This is a genomic window from Paenibacillus thiaminolyticus, assembly GCF_003591545.1.
Taxonomy (GTDB): Bacteria; Bacillota; Bacilli; order Paenibacillales; family Paenibacillaceae; genus Paenibacillus_B; species Paenibacillus_B thiaminolyticus_A.
This window is the reverse complement of sequence record NZ_QYZD01000001.1, coordinates 384050-399238: the sequence shown is the minus strand read 5'-3', so window position 1 is coordinate 399238 and position 15189 is coordinate 384050. Positions and strand designations below refer to the sequence as shown.

Genomic DNA, 15189 nt, shown 5'->3' with positions numbered 1-15189 from the left:
TGTCTGTCATTCTTGCCCAACAACTCTTTTCTCGGCGCTACATATCCCTCTGCACCTGGCAGATGAAGACCTATTTTCGAGAAAACACGCTGAATAAAAGTAGCTCGTCTCTACATTCATACCGGACGATTTATTCCTGAGCCGTTGGGAGATTAACCGTAAGGACCGTACGCACAAGTTTCCCGTTTCTGATATCCCCTCCACCACTATTCCCGTCCTCCAAAATAAAAAGCGGCACCCGCAAGTCCGGATGCCGCTACCTATTCAATCTATTAAGTCTGAGCCGGGACGGATGCGAGCTGGAACAGCAGGCTGTCGTAATCTTCAGCCCTGAGGCTGTATAGAGCTTCGGGAGAAGCTCCGCGCTCCGGATCGCATTCCTGTATGCCTCCGTACCGGAAGACGCGATCGAGGGCGGCCTGTACCTTGGCGGATTTGCCCTCTGCCTTCATGATCTGCATCAATTCGTAGTCGCGGATGCCGCGCAGAAGCCATTTGTAACGCAGGGACAGCAGCGGCTTGCCGAGCGGGCCAGGGTAGACGAAGTTCGTATCCCCGGCCTTCCATATTTCAGAGCGGTAAGCGATTCGCTCCAGCGGCTTATCGGGCCAGACCGTGTAGTTCCAACGCAAGAAGCCATCTATGCCGAGGCGCTCGGCGAACCAGGCGATAAGCCGGCTCTCCAGCGGCGGGGAAGCCAGGAACGTATTCGGGCGTGACGGGTTGCAGCAGACGTAATAGAGCAGCTTGCCCTCGATCGACGCACGCTGGTCCATCAGTCGCTGATGCTCCTTCACGGCACAATTGAACAAGGGCACATAGTCGGATACGCCTTCCAAGCTTTTTTCCACAAATTCCACATGGTTGATCGCTACCTTGTAACGGAAGGAAGGAGCCGCGTCGCGCAGCCAGGTCAGACGGCGATTGAACAAATCATACTCTGCCGGCTCGTCTGCCAAAATGCGGACGCGCTCGATGCGGCCGGTCGTGACAAAATGCTGCTCCAGCGCCTGAACATAGGCCTTCAAATCCTGCTCTTCCCGTATAAAACGGTACGTTCCGCTCGCTTCATCGTAGTATCGAACCCGCACCCCGTCGGGAGCACCCTCGACAATGGAACCGTATCCCGATTCAGCTTCCTGCCAAATGTTCAACAGCCCGAAGACCTCAATCTCCTCGCGAATGCCATGCTTCTCTCCCAGAGCAATGTAGCGGTCCAAGGCGGAAAAATCATAATGAAAAACTCCGTCCGCGCTTCTGCTAACGGCGACGATGCTGTACTCGAACAGATCGGACGGCTCGCGGTCGTTATACGAGAATTGTCCGGACCACGGAATCTCGGATACGATGACAGTCAATGCCTTCTGACCCAGCCGGGCCATGCTCTCCAGGTAGTCATCCAGCACGGTGAAATGCTCTTACGTCCAGTATCCGGTATGGTATTTGCGGGCAATATTGGAGCTATGCTGCCACAAATCAAGATAAAACCGGTAATCGCGCGGATCGGGCAACGTCTCCGGCAAGACGGTCCACCGGAAGTCGCATTCTCCTGCCAGCTGTTCGTCCTCGAACAACGTATGCGTGTAGATGCGCACCTTGCCTTCGTACGTTCCCGGATTCATCTTCTCGTCCGCATGCCATTCCACCCATACCGGCTGCACCTGCCGGGCTTGCACATGAATATGGGCATCCTCCAGCAGCAGATCGGTCTTCGGCGTGCCGTCATCATCTCCGATGAAGCCGACAAGCTTGATCTCCGGCTTCACATGGACGCCCTCAGCCGTTACTTCGATTCGGGCGATGCGAAGCGCGCCCCCCTTCCAGAACAGCGCATCCGGCCGTGTCGTCAGCAGGAAAGGCTGATCATCCGCCACAAGCATCTGAAACGCGGCGCTGTCCCGCCTGCAGCTGGCTATCTCATAAGGAGCATTGCCGTCAGCCGCATGCTGGGTATAATGGGTCCATCCCTTCCATGTGCGCGTTTCCTTATGGAACATATTTTTCAAGCCAATATACATCAAGCTCACACTCCTCTGCCGCACGCATAGTTCACGGCGCTGGCGAACCGCTGCTGCTGGATCTAAAATTGCGGGTGAACATTAACGTTATTCCCGTCATAACGATCTGGCGAGAAATGAACATGCATTATTTTTACTACCTGTATGAACTAAAGCCTATTTATTTCGACAGCGACGGAGCTGCCTCAAAGCGCAGCTGCTCCCCTTCTCGGTGCAGCTCGAACACGACAATCTCATTCTCGCCCTGGCGCAGAACCGGGGCCGGAACATAGAGCGCTTGCTGCGGGCCTACTTCCCAATAACGGCCCAGATTGAAGCCGTTCACGAAGACAACGCCTTTCTTCCATCCTTCCAGACGAAGGAAGGTATCCTTAGGCTCATCCTCAATAACGAGCTTCGCTTCATAGAATCCCGGTTGCTCCTCTTCCCATGCCCTAGCCGCCGCTGCATCGAAGCTCAAGCCGGCCAGCGTCTCCAACTCCAGCGAACGAACCCCCCAATGGAACAGGAACTGTCCATTCAGGCGCACCCCATGCGTAATGCCTTTGCGGTCATACAGTTGAGGCCCGTAATTGACCCGGCCCATATTCTCGACCAGAATGTCCAGTTGGGCGCCACCCTCCGGTATTGTGACCGGTAGCGATTGCGGATTCCAGCGCTCCACGACGCCAATCAGCTTGCGATCGAGAAACACCAGCGCCCGATCCCGCACATCCTGAATCGTTAATCGGCTCTCCGGACGCGGTCCGCTGATGCGAGTCGAGTACACGATGAAGCCATTGTTCTGGCCGTACTTCTCCATCGGTTCCGGACAAATGCTATCCTTGACCTCCGTCATCGGCTCCAGCGTATCGAACAGCTTCACGCGGCGGGTAACCGGGACGGAGCCATAGTCCGCCTTCGGCGTATTCGCTGGCAGCTCCTCTTCCGGAAGAGAGACATACTTGCCGATAACTTCACGGAACGCATGGTACTTCGGTGTCAGATCTCCGGCTTCGCTAATTGCAGCATCATAATCGTAGCTTGTAACGGTCGGCTCATATTTGTCGCTGTGGTTAGCGCCGCTGCCGAAGCCGAAGTTCGTGCCCCCGTGCACCATATAGAAATTAACGGAGGCGCCCATGCCGAGCATGTCGTCAAGCACGCGAGCCGCATCCTCCGCATCGCGGGTATGGTGGGGTTCGAACCAATGGTCGAACCAGCCGTTCCAATATTCCATGCACATAAGAGGGCCATCCGGCTGGTACTCCTTCAGCTTGTCGAACGCTTCCTTCGGGCGGGAACCGAAGTTGACGGTCGCAAGCGCGCCTTCCGCCATACCTCCCTGCAGCATGTCATCCTGAGGGCCGTCTGAGGTGAACAGCAGCACATCGACTCCGCGCTCGATCAGCATCGCCCGCTGCGCTTGCAGATACGCCTGGTCGTTACCGTAGCTTCCATACTCGTTCTCGATCTGAACAGCGATAATCGGGCCGCCCTTGGTAGCCAACAGCGGCGTCAATTGAGGGAGCAGCGCATCATAATAAGCTGCCACCTTCTCCAAAAAACGCGGATCATTGCAACGCAATCTCATGTCGTCCTTCAACAGCCAAGCCGGGAGGCCGCCGAATTCCCACTCGGCGCAAATGTACGGGCTTGGACGGACAATCACATACAAGCCAAGCTCGCCGGCGAGGCGGACGAACTCCGCCACATCTGCCACGCCTTCGAAATGGAACTCGCCTTCGCGCGGCTCATGCACATTCCAGGCTACGTAGGTCTCGATGCAGTTGCAGCCCATCGCTTTGATTTTGCGCAGCCGATCCTCCCAATAGGCCGGCACTATGCGAAAATAATGTATCGCACCGGAAATAAGCTGAATGGGGCGGTCGCCCATCTTAAATTGCCCTTCGTCATAAGAAAGCGTTGTCATTGACTTCTCTCCTTCGCCGATTTCATCCTGGATCATACCTGCTCCTTCGATCTGTGGCAGACCTTACTTTCATGATAGCGGTTTTCCAGCAAATGAACATGCAATTTTTTTACCACCTGCATGCACAAATGTTGCAAAAAGAGACTTGCTCCGCTCATACCGGTGCAAGTCTCGTTCAACTTCATTATTTCATTCCGCTTGAGGCTCAGCCTCGGAACACTTCCGTCTGCCGCTTCAAGCGGACTGCCTGCTCACGCAGCACCTCCGAGGATGCCGCGATTTCCTGCATCATCGCGGTCTGCTCCTGCGTGGCGCTCGCCACCTGCCTTGTGCCTGACGCCATCTCTCCCACGACGACGGCCATCTGCTTCGTCTGCCCGAGGGTAGCGGCAAATTGCTCGGTCTGCTGTCCGACCGCCGATGCAATGTCGCGCATCGAGGAGGATGCCCGCCGGGTCACTTCCGCAATCGTGTGAAGCGCCTCCGCCGCATCGTCTTTTTTCCCCGCTTCGACGCTGACCATCTCCACCTGTGCGGTAATGAGCCGAACCGCTTCCTCAACCTGGGACTGCATATGTACGATGCGCTCGTTAATGCTGCCGACAGCTTCAGCACTTTGTTCAGCGAGCTTGCGCACCTGAGAGGCGATAATCGCGAAGCCGGCACCCTGCTCTCCGGCCCGGGCCGCTTCAATGGAAGCATTCAGGGCGAGAAGATGCGTCTGATCCGCGATCTCCCGTACGGCAATGGAGATACCCCCAATCTGGGCGGCCTGATCATTTAGGCGCTCCACCGTCTGGATGGAGGCTTGGCCGGATTCCGCGGCATGAAGCATGCCATCGATAATTGACTTGAGCATGTCTTCACTGTCGGCCAGCGCTCCCAGCATCTCGGAGGTCATCTGCTCGGTGTCGCTTGCCTGGCGCTGCACGCCCACCGCGGATTCGTGAATCCGCTCGACCCTCGCCGCCGATTCGGCCGTCCATTCGGCCTGCCGTTCAGCCCCCCGGTTCATCTCCTCCGCCGTCCGTGAAATATGCTCAATCTGCTCGGCAGCCGCCGACATCGCATCCCCCAGCATCTCCGTATTGCGCGTCGTGATCTCCGCGCTCTGCTTAATCTCCGCAATCATGCCCCGCAGATTCCGTATCATCGTCCCGAACGATTCGACGAGAACGCGTATCTCATCATGGAACCGATAGGCCGGTATGTCGACATTCAGCTTGCCCTGCGCCGCTTCGTCAGCCGCCTTCGCCAACTGGGTCAGCGGCTTGACGATGAAGCGGGCGGCCAGCCAACCGAGAAAACATGTCCAGAAGATGCCAAGCGCAAAAATTATGGCATCATAGACAACGGCGTTCATATCCGGCGCCAATACCGGCTTCAAAATAAAGATGAAAAATCCGCTGGTCGCATACGTGACCGCCGATACAATCAGCAACCCCAACACCATTTTCATCTGAAATCCGAATTTCATCTTGTCATCTCCCCATGATTGATGAACGGTATGGTTTGTCTCTACTCTTCGGATTCGTCCTTACTCGCGGTGAACAACAGGATCGTAATCAAGACAAAAGCAACGAGAGCCAACAACGGAATCGTAATCCAACCGAATAAATCAAGGTAATCGGAACCGCAAGGCACGCCGGTCCGGCAAGGCGAAATCTCCTCCATGCCAGGAACTTTCTGCACCATGTAATGATAAATGGACACCGAGCCTCCGATAATCGACAGCGGCAAGGTGTAGCGGAAAATCCCCCGGTCGCCGCGGTAAGCGGCAATCCCCAGCAGCAGAACCAGCGGGTACATGAAGATACGCTGTACCCAGCACAGCTTGCATGGCTCCCAGAGCAGAATTTCGCTCATATATAAGCTGCCGCCCGTCGCGATGATAGCAACGAGCCAAGCGAGATGCAAAGCATATCTTCGAATGCTCGACATAGCGGTTCCCCCAGTTCGGTTTATTTCGCCTTCTCTAAAGCTTTATCGATCATCGCTTTGAGGCTTTCATAATCTAGATAATTGCCGTCGAACTCCACGCCGTCTACGAACACCGCCGGCGTGCCGTGAACCTGGGCCTGAGCCGCTTGCTGCTCGTCCTTCATCACTTCATCCCGCATTGTGCGATCCTGAAGCGCCTTTTCCAACTGGGCCGTATCGAGATCCGGCACCGTCCGCTGGACAAAATCAATGAGGAACGGCGCTGTGGCCCAGTCTTTCCTCTCGTCCTGCTGCGCGCGGTACAGCTCATGATGGAATGACCAGAACGCTTCCGGCTGCTGGCGGAACACCTCTTCGGCCGCCTCGGCCGCCAATTCGGAGCCCGGAATGACGAGCTTATTCAAAAACGTGAACTTCACTTTGCCAGTGTCAATATAGTCCGCTTTCAATTGAGGGTATAGGGTCTCATTCCAAATTTTGCAAGCCGGGCACTTGTAATCGCCGAATTCCACTATCGATACGGAGGCATCGGCATTCCCAAGCGTAGGCTGTCCCGCTATATTGAATTCAACCGGAGGCTGGTTCGCCATCTCTTCCTGCTTCATTTTCTCCCCTTGCTGATTCAAGACATAAATGAGAACGGCCAAGACGACAATTGCGATGGGGATCATTAACAAAAAGGCGCGGTCAGTGCCTTTTTTTCCTTTGCGCGAGCTAGAGGCCGCTCGGTGTTTCGTAGTTTTTGCCAATGGATTCACCCTTTTCTACTTGTTTCTTCCTTTCTTAACTTTAATAGATATACGGACAATTTTCCATTTGTTTTAAAAATTTTCTCTTCAGATCTGTGAGGTATGTCACTGTTTGTTAACATAATAAATCAAGTTATTTCGATTAATTATAAAGATGATAGGATTTATATATTTCATCAATAAAGAGGCCTGTGCCATAATCAAACCATACTGAAGCGCGAAAAGGAGTGACCTAGTAATGGCAGACGAGTGGCGTCCTGAACTGTATGACAGCAAGCTTGGATTCGTGTCCGCCCATGGACAAAATGTGATTGAACTGCTCCAGCCGAAGGCGGGAGAATCCGTGCTGGATGTCGGCTGCGGCACCGGCGATCTCACAGCCCGCATCCGGGAGAGCGGGGCTCATGTGGTCGGCATCGACAAATCGGAGGCAATGATTGCACAGGCACGCCGCAAATACCCGAATCTGCGCTTCATCGTCGCAGACGCGGAATGCCCCCTGCCTGAAGCGATGGCGGAAGCGTTCGATGCGGTCTTCTCGAACGCGGCGCTGCACTGGATGAGGCGGCGGATCAGGTTCTCGCCGAGGTATGGCGATGCTTGCGGCCGGGAGGGCGGTTCGTCGGGGCGTTCGGCAGCCGGGGGAATATCCGGACTGTGGAGCAAGCTATCGAGGCTGCTGCGTTGCCGAATACGGAATCGATGACTCTGCCTTCCATCCATGGTATTTCCCTTCCTTGGGAGAGTACGCCGCGCTGCTGGAGGCGGTCGGCTTCCATGTCGATATGGCCGTTCATTTCAAGCGGCCTACCGCGCTTCCGGATGGCGATGCCGGAATGGATTACTGGCTGGAGAGCTTCGCTAAGCCCTTCGTCCACGCCGTAGGAGAGAAGGAGTCAGGCCGCCTGTTCCGTCTCGTTAAGGAACGGTGTCGTCCTTCGTTGTACAGCGGGGACGATGGACCTTGGACTATGCAAGGCTGCGGTTCGCGGCGCATAAGACGCTGCGCGAATGAAGCAGAAGAGCGCGAGCGGTTCATCCGGCTCGCGCTCTTCTCTTGGGGTTCAGCGCGCAGCGTGCGAACCGAGGCTTAGTGGCCGTGGCCGCCATGCCCCGCGCCGGACTGCGGCTCGATTTCGAGCAGCGCATCCAGGGCGCTCTGCACGCTCGGCATGACCGTCTCCTCTGCTCCGGTCAGCCAGGCCGCATTGAACGGCCCTTCGACCGGCGTCTCCTTATAGCGGGGCCGAACGGACTCAAGATAGGCCTGCACCTGCGGCGGGATCTTGCCTCCGCTCGTCCACAGCAGCGGAGCGTGCTTACCGAGATGGGCGAACGGCGCCTGAATGACCGCCAGCTCTTCATCTCCTTCGCGCACGAAGGAGAAATTGTGCCCCGGCGTCCTAATCCTCCAGCCGAAGCCTGTCTGCTGATCATAGTACTTGGCGAACGCGATCGCCAGATCGATCGGACTGTCCGCCGCTATCCGCTCCACTCTGCCAAAAGCCTTTAATTGCTCCAGCACTTCCTCGGGAATGAGCTCCTTCGGGCCTAACACGTACATTACGGCTTTTTTGCGCCGCTTGGCGAGGGCGTCGGCGGTCGCCTGCGGAATGCCCTGCCTGCTGACATAGAGCACCGGCTCCGGCATATGGGCAATCCAGTTGACAGCCGGCATCGCGTAGGCGGCCTCTTCGCTGGAAGCGATAATGACCGAGGACGGCCGTTCCTTGCTTACGCGCGTATAATAGGCGTCGATGGCCGAGGCGATGCGAGCCGGATCATCGCCTTGAATCGCATCGACCTTCAGATCGAGCCCGCGAAGCTCCTTCAAGACGTCATCACTCACCTTGCCGACAACAATGGCCTGGATGCCGTTATTTTCGGGAGATCCGACAGGCTTCAGCCGCTTCATCTCGGCCAATGTATCGTCGGGAATGCCATCGGCATCAAGATAGAGCAAGGGCCCGTTATTCGGAAAGTGGATTAAATCGGCTGCCGCCATCGCAATGGCCCAATCCTCCTTCGGCACCAGCACGACGGCGTTCGGCCGCTGATTATCCGTTCCGGCAGGCCATACCGTGCGCGACACGTAGACGGCGGCCTTCACCGGATCGTTCGTATTGATGCGGACCATATTTTTCATGGCGATCCAAGGCGCATCATGTGCCCGATCCTCCGCCAGCGGCTCGCCGGCATGGAACGCGGCCTCTCCGGTCACCGGCTCGCTCTTCTCGCAGCCGGCAGCAAGCAGCAGGACGCCGGCAAGCAGGACGGCTCCCCAAGGCAGACGGGCAATCCGCCTGAAGCCCTGACCCTGATCCCGCAGTGAGCGGAGGGCTGCCCTCCAGGCCGGTTCCCGGGTCCTGCGGCGGTTGGAGCGATCGCCTTGTTCGACTGTCGTCATTACATACCCACTCCTTACTTCATACATTCTGTAAAGTTATTTCCATAGTTGTCCCCATTTACACGATCCTGCCTCCGGCTTCTTGTTCCGGCGCCAATCCGCTGCCCTTCTTCCCCTCATGTCCTCCGCGATTCCTCCCAACTGCGCCCGACGGCAAAAAAAGACCTCCCCTCGCGTCTCTTCCGAGAAGTCAAGGGAAGGTCTGAATATTGCGTTATGGCAAGTTCGGCTTTATTTGACGCCGGCGACATCTTTATCTTTGCCGAGCAGAATGGTCAAGCCCAACAATGTGACGAGAATAGTCGCTCCCATATCCGAGAGGATGGCGATCCACAGCGTGAGCAGCCCTGGAATGGTGAGCAGCAGCGCCGCAATCTTCAAGCCGAGCGCGATGCCGATATTCCAGCGGATAATCCGGTTGACGTGCTTCGAAATCCGGATCGCATTCGGCAGCTTGCCGAGGTGATCCTGCATCAGCACGATATCGGCCGTCTCGACGGCGCTGTCCGTCCCTTTGCCCATGGCGATGCCGAGCTGGGCGGATGCGAGCGCCGGCGCATCGTTGATGCCGTCGCCGACCATGGCGACCTTGTACTTCGCGGCCAGTTCCTTAATCTTGCCGACCTTCTGCTGCGGCAGCAGCTGCGCGAACCAATCGGTCACGCCAACCGCATCCGCGACCTGCTTCGCCGATTGGGTGTGGTCGCCCGTCAGCATCACCGTATGCTTCACGCCGGCTTCATGCAGCGCAGCCACGGTAGCGCGGCTCTCCGGACGAATCTCGTCCGCGAGCCCGAACAGGCCAAGCGGCTCCCCGTCCTGCTCGGAGACAACGGCGACCAGGGTCAAGCCCTTCGCCTTCATGCGTTCCGCTTCGTCCCGGGCCTGCCGGATGCGATCAGCGGCTGCTCCGCTCGCCTGGACGATGTCCAACACGCGCTCGCTGCCTACCCAATACACGGAACCGCCAACGACCGCCCGGATACCTTCCCCGGGCACAGTCTCGCTCTCCGACGGCTCTTCGAATGCCGTCGCCCGCGTCACTTCCAGATGGCGTATAATCGCCTTCGCCAATGGGTGGAGCGAAGCCTGCTCGACCGCACCGGCAATCCGGTAGAAGCGGCCGGCATCGTAGACGGCCTCCTCGTGCACGGCCGGTTCGCCTTTGGTCAGCGTACCGGTCTTGTCGAAGGCCAGCGCTTCGATCTTGCCAAGCTGCTCCAGATGAACGCCGCCTTTGACGAGAATCCCGTTGCGGGCGTTCCGGGTAATGCCGCTCACAATGGCGATTGGCGACGACAGCACCAGGGCGCACGGACAACCGACAATCAGCACCGCCAAGCCTTGATACAGCCATTTATACCAATCCCCGTCGAAGAAGAGGGGCGGGATAACAATGACAAGCGCCGCAACGGCCATAATAATCGGCGTATATACCTTGGCGAAGCGGTCGATGAACAGCTCCGTCGGCGTCTTCGTGTCCTGCGCCTCCTGCACGAGGTGCAAAATCTTGGCGAGCGACGAATCCTCATACGCCTTGTCAATCCGCACCTTCAGGACCCCGTCCGTATTCACACTTCCACCGAATACGGTGTCCTGAACTTCCTTCGCGACGGGAAGCGATTCACCCGTAATCGCCGCTTCATCGACAGCGCTCCGCCCTTCCATAACCGTCCCGTCGGACGGAATCTTCTCGCCCGGACGGACGAGTACAATATCGCCGACGACCAACTGCCCGATCGGAATCGACACCGTCTGCTCATTCCGAATGACGGTCGCTTCCTTCGGAGCGACGGCAAGCAGGGTCTCCATCGAACGGCGGGCCCGTTCCATGCCGTAGCCTTCCAGCATCTCATTCAGCCCGAACAGAATGGCAACCAGCGTCGCTTCCTTCCATTCCCCGATGAGCACTGCTCCGGTCAACGCAACCGTCATCAGCGTATCCATTGTAAAGCGCAACCGAAGCAGATTGCGGGCGCCCTTCAAAAACGTAACATAGCCGCTAAGCGCCATCGCAGCCAGATAGATGACAATAAGGACGGGGCCCGGCAGGCGGCCGTCCAGTACGAAGGTCGATAAGTACAAGGCGCCGGAAATGCCGAGAAACCATTTCATCCGATTCATATTGCCGTGGCTGTGATCATGGCCATGGCTGTGTCCTTCCGCATCGTGATGCCCATGATCATGGCTATGCGCTCCCTCGGAGCAGCAGCCGTCGCCATGCGAATGGCCATGGGCATGGCCGCCTGCGGCGGCCGCTCCGGCCGTTTGCGATGCTTCCACCAGTCGCGCCCCATCCGAACGAAGGATGCGCCGCACTTTATCCATATCAACGCGCTGATGCATTTTCAAGGTCGAGCTGTTATAGCTGATCACGGTATCTTCCCCGAACTCCAGCCTACGGATCTCCTCCTGCAGCCCGGCTGCGCAATTGGCGCAAGACAGCCCTTGCACTTTGTACACAACGCGTTCGTTAGCTTCTGTTCTCTCCCGCTCCTGTGTCTTCATGGCAATGTTCCTCCCTCATATGCTCCAATGTCATGCGAATCAAGGTCCGAATATGGTGGTCCGCCAGGGAATAGAAGACATTCTTCCCTTCCTTGCGCGAGGTCGCGATCCCCAGCGACTTCATCAAGCGCAAATGATGCGACGCGGTCGCAATCGACTGCTTCGTCAGGATAGACATGTCGCATACGCACAGCTCGCCGCCCTCATCCAGCAGCCACGCCATCTTCATCCGCGTCGGATCGGACAGCGCCTTGAACATTTGCGCCATGCCTTGAACCTCTTCCTCCTGCACACGTCCTTGCAGCTGACGGATCTTCTCCGCGTCATAGCATACAATATCGCACACGTCGTCTTTGCTTGTTCCCGAGCCTTTCATATCGGCCTGCTGCCGCTTCTCTTCCAACAAGGTCATCACTCCATTCCATTTCGTTATGTGAGGCTTTAATGTAGAACATGAATCGTAAAAGGATAAGTAAAATGGAGCACTCTTCAAACAATCAAACGAATGATTGAATATTTCCTTATCTGTACTATATCCGATCTCCCTCTAACATTCAAGTGATTGTTTGACTATATTTTTTTATGCGAGGTACGCTATCTCCACAACCAAGCAAGGCTTATATTCATTATCTCCCAGATTCCGATTTATCTTGTTATACAGCACAAAACCGCCAGGAACGAGGGACTCTCTCCTGACGGTTCTATTCCATATGCCCCTGCCGTCCACAGCGTCTTCATGTGGCGCCATCGTTCCGGCGCCCCTGCCCCGCTGCCCGGCTAGCGACTGATTCCCGCAGGCCTTCTACCGCTCCCTGCGTCGCCTTCAACAGCTATGTACATCTCCGTCTGCATCGAATTCAACAGCCATCTACAGTTCCATCTGATTCGCCTCCAACAGCGGCACGGCTTCCTTGTCAACGACGGAGACATAGGGATCGCCCTGTATGTAATAACGCCACAGCTTGTCCGCGAATTCTTCCGCATACGGAATATTGATGCGCGGGGCGGCGACGATCCGAGTTGCTCCCGGGCAGCTCCCCGCTTCCAGCCACAGCTCCTCACTGACCGTCAAATCCAGGGCATTGCACTGCTTGTCGATATTCAGCGCCATACAGAGCTTGCCGGGGCCGTTGCACAGGTCGGCCGGCTTGCGGGAGCGGATCACGCGGAACGTGCGCATCCTCGCTTCGTCCTCCGGCGTGCAAGGAGCCACGGCCCGAATAAGCACCGCCTCCGGCATGTCCTTCTGCTCCGAGACCACATTCAGGCAATGATACATGCCATAAATAAAATAGACATACGATGTTCCGCCATCTGCGAACATCGGCTCCGTCCGGGCCGTGCGCAGTCCGCCGTAAGCGTGGCAGCCCTTGTCCTCGGGGCCTACATAGGCCTCCGTCTCCACGATCCGGCTGCGGATGATACCCGCCTCCGTACGCCGGACGAGCACCATGCCGAGCAAGGTCTGCGCCAGCGACACGGCGTCCATCCGGTATAGGGACCGTGGCAGTCGTTCCCTCGGCTCCAGCGGGTGACATAACGTATATTCGCCCTTCCCGGCCTCGGCCTGGCTGCTGATGTCCTCTTCTCGCTCCATCTCCATTCTTCCGCTCCTCTCCTGCTCTTTTCTTGACGCTATGATAGCATATTCCTTGCCATCGGATTGAGGAGTCATCCGGAAGCGCGTTTGAACAAGCATGGGACAGAGCACGCCCGGATGGCAGCTGAACCGCTCCTGCTAAGCCGTACTGGCTGTGAAGGGCAACGGAAATCCTACCGATGAGCGGTACTGACTCTAATGGCGGCGGAAATCCTTCCGATAAGCTGGGCCGGGTCCGAAGCTACGGCTTCACGTAGGCGTATTTCAAATCCGTCGCTTCCTTAATGCAATCCGATGTGTCATACTCGTCGTTATTGACGAGGACGGTGACGGGATAAGCCGTCATGCCCGCTGGATCATACGGGACCAGGAGCCGGGCCAGCGCCTCGACCTCGGTCACGGCCGGATCGAGCCACGCGCCGATCGCCTCCCGCTCCAGAATGGCCGGCATACGCCCATCGAACTCCGCGACCAGTTCGTTCGCCCGGGTCATGACGATCGTGCAGGTGGAATGGGCCTGCCCCTTGGCATCCTTCCACTGCTCATACAGCCCGGCGACGCCGAATACGTCCTTGCCGCCAAGCACCGTCCGGACAGGGAAGCTCTTCTTCCCTTCCCGCCGCCAATAATAGAAGCCGCTGCACGGGATTATGCATCGTTGGCGCTCGACGACCTTCCAATAGGCCGGATTGCCCTGCACGGAATAAATGTCTGCATTCAGGGAGTCTTTGCCCCAGAACGGGACCATTCCCCAGCGATATTCGTCCAGCATCCGCACACCATTCCGCTGCAGCACGACAGGAACGGTCTGGGTGGGACTGATATTATAGCGGTGACGGTAATGAATCATGACCTTGTCGACCTCAAACTGCTGAATGATTTCCGGCAAATCAGCGGTGAGCGAGAACCTTCTGCACATCCTGCATCCTCCTTCTGCTTGACCCTCTTGTCCTTATCCTTATCCGTTGAGGGTGTTCACAAGCCGGCTTCCCTTGTTGCGCCTGGTTCGGTGCCCTGACGGCACCGGGAGCTCCGGCATCTGCGGTTTCGACATCTGCAACTCCGGCAGACGCAACTCCAACACCGGCAGCTACGGCATCTCCACTCCGACATCCGTAGATCTGGCACCCGCAACACCGGCTTCCGCAACTCCAACATCCCCAGCTACGGCATCTGCCACTCCGACATCCGCAGCTCCGGCGTCCTCACCTACGGCAGCCGCAGCTCTGGCAGCCGCAACTCCGGCATCGGGAGATCTGGGATCGTGAACAAGAACTCCGCTTAGGTTTTGTAAAAAAAGGAAAGTTATGCAGATATCCGAAGGAAAATAGCAGTCTGCTCTAAAGTGCCAGGCAAGCAGCCATCTACAGCCATCTTCTTAGGAGGTTCAGACGGCAGCCCAGCCGCGTAATTCGCGAGTCCTCGGCTTGGTGCACGGCCCCTTCACCGTTCCGCCCCACCAATGCTGCAAAAGTGCAGGAATTTTTCTGCGATCAAGTTCCCTAAAAGATCAATCCTGCAAAAATACATCAATTTCACCCCGATTTAGTTCCGACAGCGCTAAAACAGGGAAATTCCTGCAATCCGGCAGGAATTTTCGGGTTTTGGCCCGGCGGGGCCATAAAATACTGTAAAATTGCAGGAATTGGCCCGATAACCTGGCAGACGGCATTGGGAACCTTCTTCTCCGCCGCGGGCATGCAAGGTACGGGGGGCATGTAGGGTACGGGGGCATGCAGGGTACGCGGGCATGCAAGGTACGGGGAGGGATGCAGGGTACGGGGGCATGTAGGGTACGAGGGCAGGCAGGGTACGGGGGAATGAGGGGCAGGCAGACTGCGAGAAAAGGACGGAAGGCTCGGCATCCTTAGACGCGCCAATAATGCGGGGGAGGCTGGGCGACTCTCTTTGCTTCCACCCGGAACGTGCCGCTAGCCAATGTCCGAACAGGAGACCGGCAAATGCAAGGCACGGCAAATGCTAGGCACTGCAGATGCAAGCACGGCAGACGATAGGCACGGCAAACCCTAGGCACTGCAAATGCAAGGCACGGC

Annotated in this window: 13 protein-coding genes; 2 read left to right on the top strand and 11 right to left on the bottom strand. The window is 57.0% G+C overall.

Annotation, left to right across the window (positions count from 1 at the left end):
* Positions 1-272: 272 nt before the first annotated feature.
* The 6 genes from DQX05_RS31585 to DQX05_RS01960 form a co-directional block, all read right to left on the bottom strand.
* A complete protein-coding gene (locus DQX05_RS31585; RefSeq protein ID WP_259391733.1) occupies positions 273-1406 on the bottom strand; it encodes a DUF4091 domain-containing protein in 1134 nt (377 codons plus the stop codon).
* Positions 1407-1418: 12 nt separating this feature from the next.
* Positions 1419-2021 (bottom strand): hypothetical protein, encoded by a 603-nt coding sequence (locus DQX05_RS31580; protein WP_259391732.1) that lies wholly within the window; start codon positions 2019-2021, stop codon positions 1419-1421.
* Positions 2022-2178: 157 nt separating this feature from the next.
* A complete protein-coding gene (locus DQX05_RS01975; RefSeq protein ID WP_119790754.1) occupies positions 2179-3930 on the bottom strand; it encodes a glycoside hydrolase family 35 protein in 1752 nt (583 codons plus the stop codon).
* A 205-nt stretch (positions 3931-4135) separates the two neighbouring features.
* Positions 4136-5407 carry a methyl-accepting chemotaxis protein gene (locus DQX05_RS01970; RefSeq protein WP_119790392.1) on the bottom strand — a complete coding sequence of 424 codons (1272 nt, stop codon included), beginning with the start codon at positions 5405-5407 and terminating at the stop codon, positions 4136-4138.
* A gap of 41 nt (positions 5408-5448) precedes the next feature.
* Positions 5449-5871, bottom strand: a complete 423-nt coding sequence (locus DQX05_RS01965; protein ID WP_087444017.1) for a disulfide oxidoreductase — start codon at positions 5869-5871, stop codon at positions 5449-5451.
* Positions 5872-5891: 20 nt separating this feature from the next.
* A complete protein-coding gene (locus DQX05_RS01960) occupies positions 5892-6620 on the bottom strand; it encodes a DsbA family protein (protein WP_259391731.1) in 729 nt (242 codons plus the stop codon).
* 238 nt (positions 6621-6858) lie between these two features.
* On the opposite strand from DQX05_RS01960, the gene DQX05_RS31330 reads away from it, so the two are divergent.
* Complete coding sequence (locus tag DQX05_RS31330; protein WP_220483146.1) at positions 6859-7326, top strand: class I SAM-dependent methyltransferase; 468 nt, start codon at positions 6859-6861, stop codon at positions 7324-7326.
* Between the two features lie 31 nt (positions 7327-7357).
* Positions 7358-7714, top strand: coding sequence for a hypothetical protein (locus tag DQX05_RS31325; protein WP_220483145.1), 357 nt, complete (start codon positions 7358-7360; stop codon positions 7712-7714).
* Here the strand turns inward: DQX05_RS31325 and DQX05_RS01950 are convergent.
* The 5 genes from DQX05_RS01950 to DQX05_RS01930 all read right to left on the bottom strand — a co-directional run bounded on the left by DQX05_RS01950 (position 7711) and on the right by DQX05_RS01930 (position 14054).
* On the bottom strand, positions 7711-9027 hold the full coding sequence (locus tag DQX05_RS01950) for a cell wall-binding repeat-containing protein (protein ID WP_119790388.1): 1317 nt from the start codon (positions 9025-9027) through the stop codon (positions 7711-7713). The two genes, DQX05_RS31325 and DQX05_RS01950, sit on opposite strands and share 4 nt — an antisense overlap.
* A gap of 231 nt (positions 9028-9258) precedes the next feature.
* Positions 9259-11535: a heavy metal translocating P-type ATPase gene (locus tag DQX05_RS01945; RefSeq protein WP_119790386.1), complete on the bottom strand. Its 2277-nt coding sequence runs from the start codon at positions 11533-11535 to the stop codon at positions 9259-9261.
* Positions 11501-11947, bottom strand: coding sequence for an ArsR/SmtB family transcription factor (locus DQX05_RS01940; protein WP_119790385.1), 447 nt, complete (start codon positions 11945-11947; stop codon positions 11501-11503). The genes DQX05_RS01945 and DQX05_RS01940 overlap by 35 nt, the downstream gene beginning before the upstream one ends.
* Before the next feature lie 456 nt (positions 11948-12403).
* Positions 12404-13132 (bottom strand): DNA-3-methyladenine glycosylase, encoded by a 729-nt coding sequence (locus DQX05_RS01935; RefSeq protein ID WP_119790752.1) that lies wholly within the window; start codon positions 13130-13132, stop codon positions 12404-12406.
* 244 nt (positions 13133-13376) lie between these two features.
* Positions 13377-14054 carry an SOS response-associated peptidase gene (locus tag DQX05_RS01930; protein WP_119790383.1) on the bottom strand — a complete coding sequence of 226 codons (678 nt, stop codon included), beginning with the start codon at positions 14052-14054 and terminating at the stop codon, positions 13377-13379.
* Between the last annotated feature and the right edge of the window lie 1135 nt (positions 14055-15189).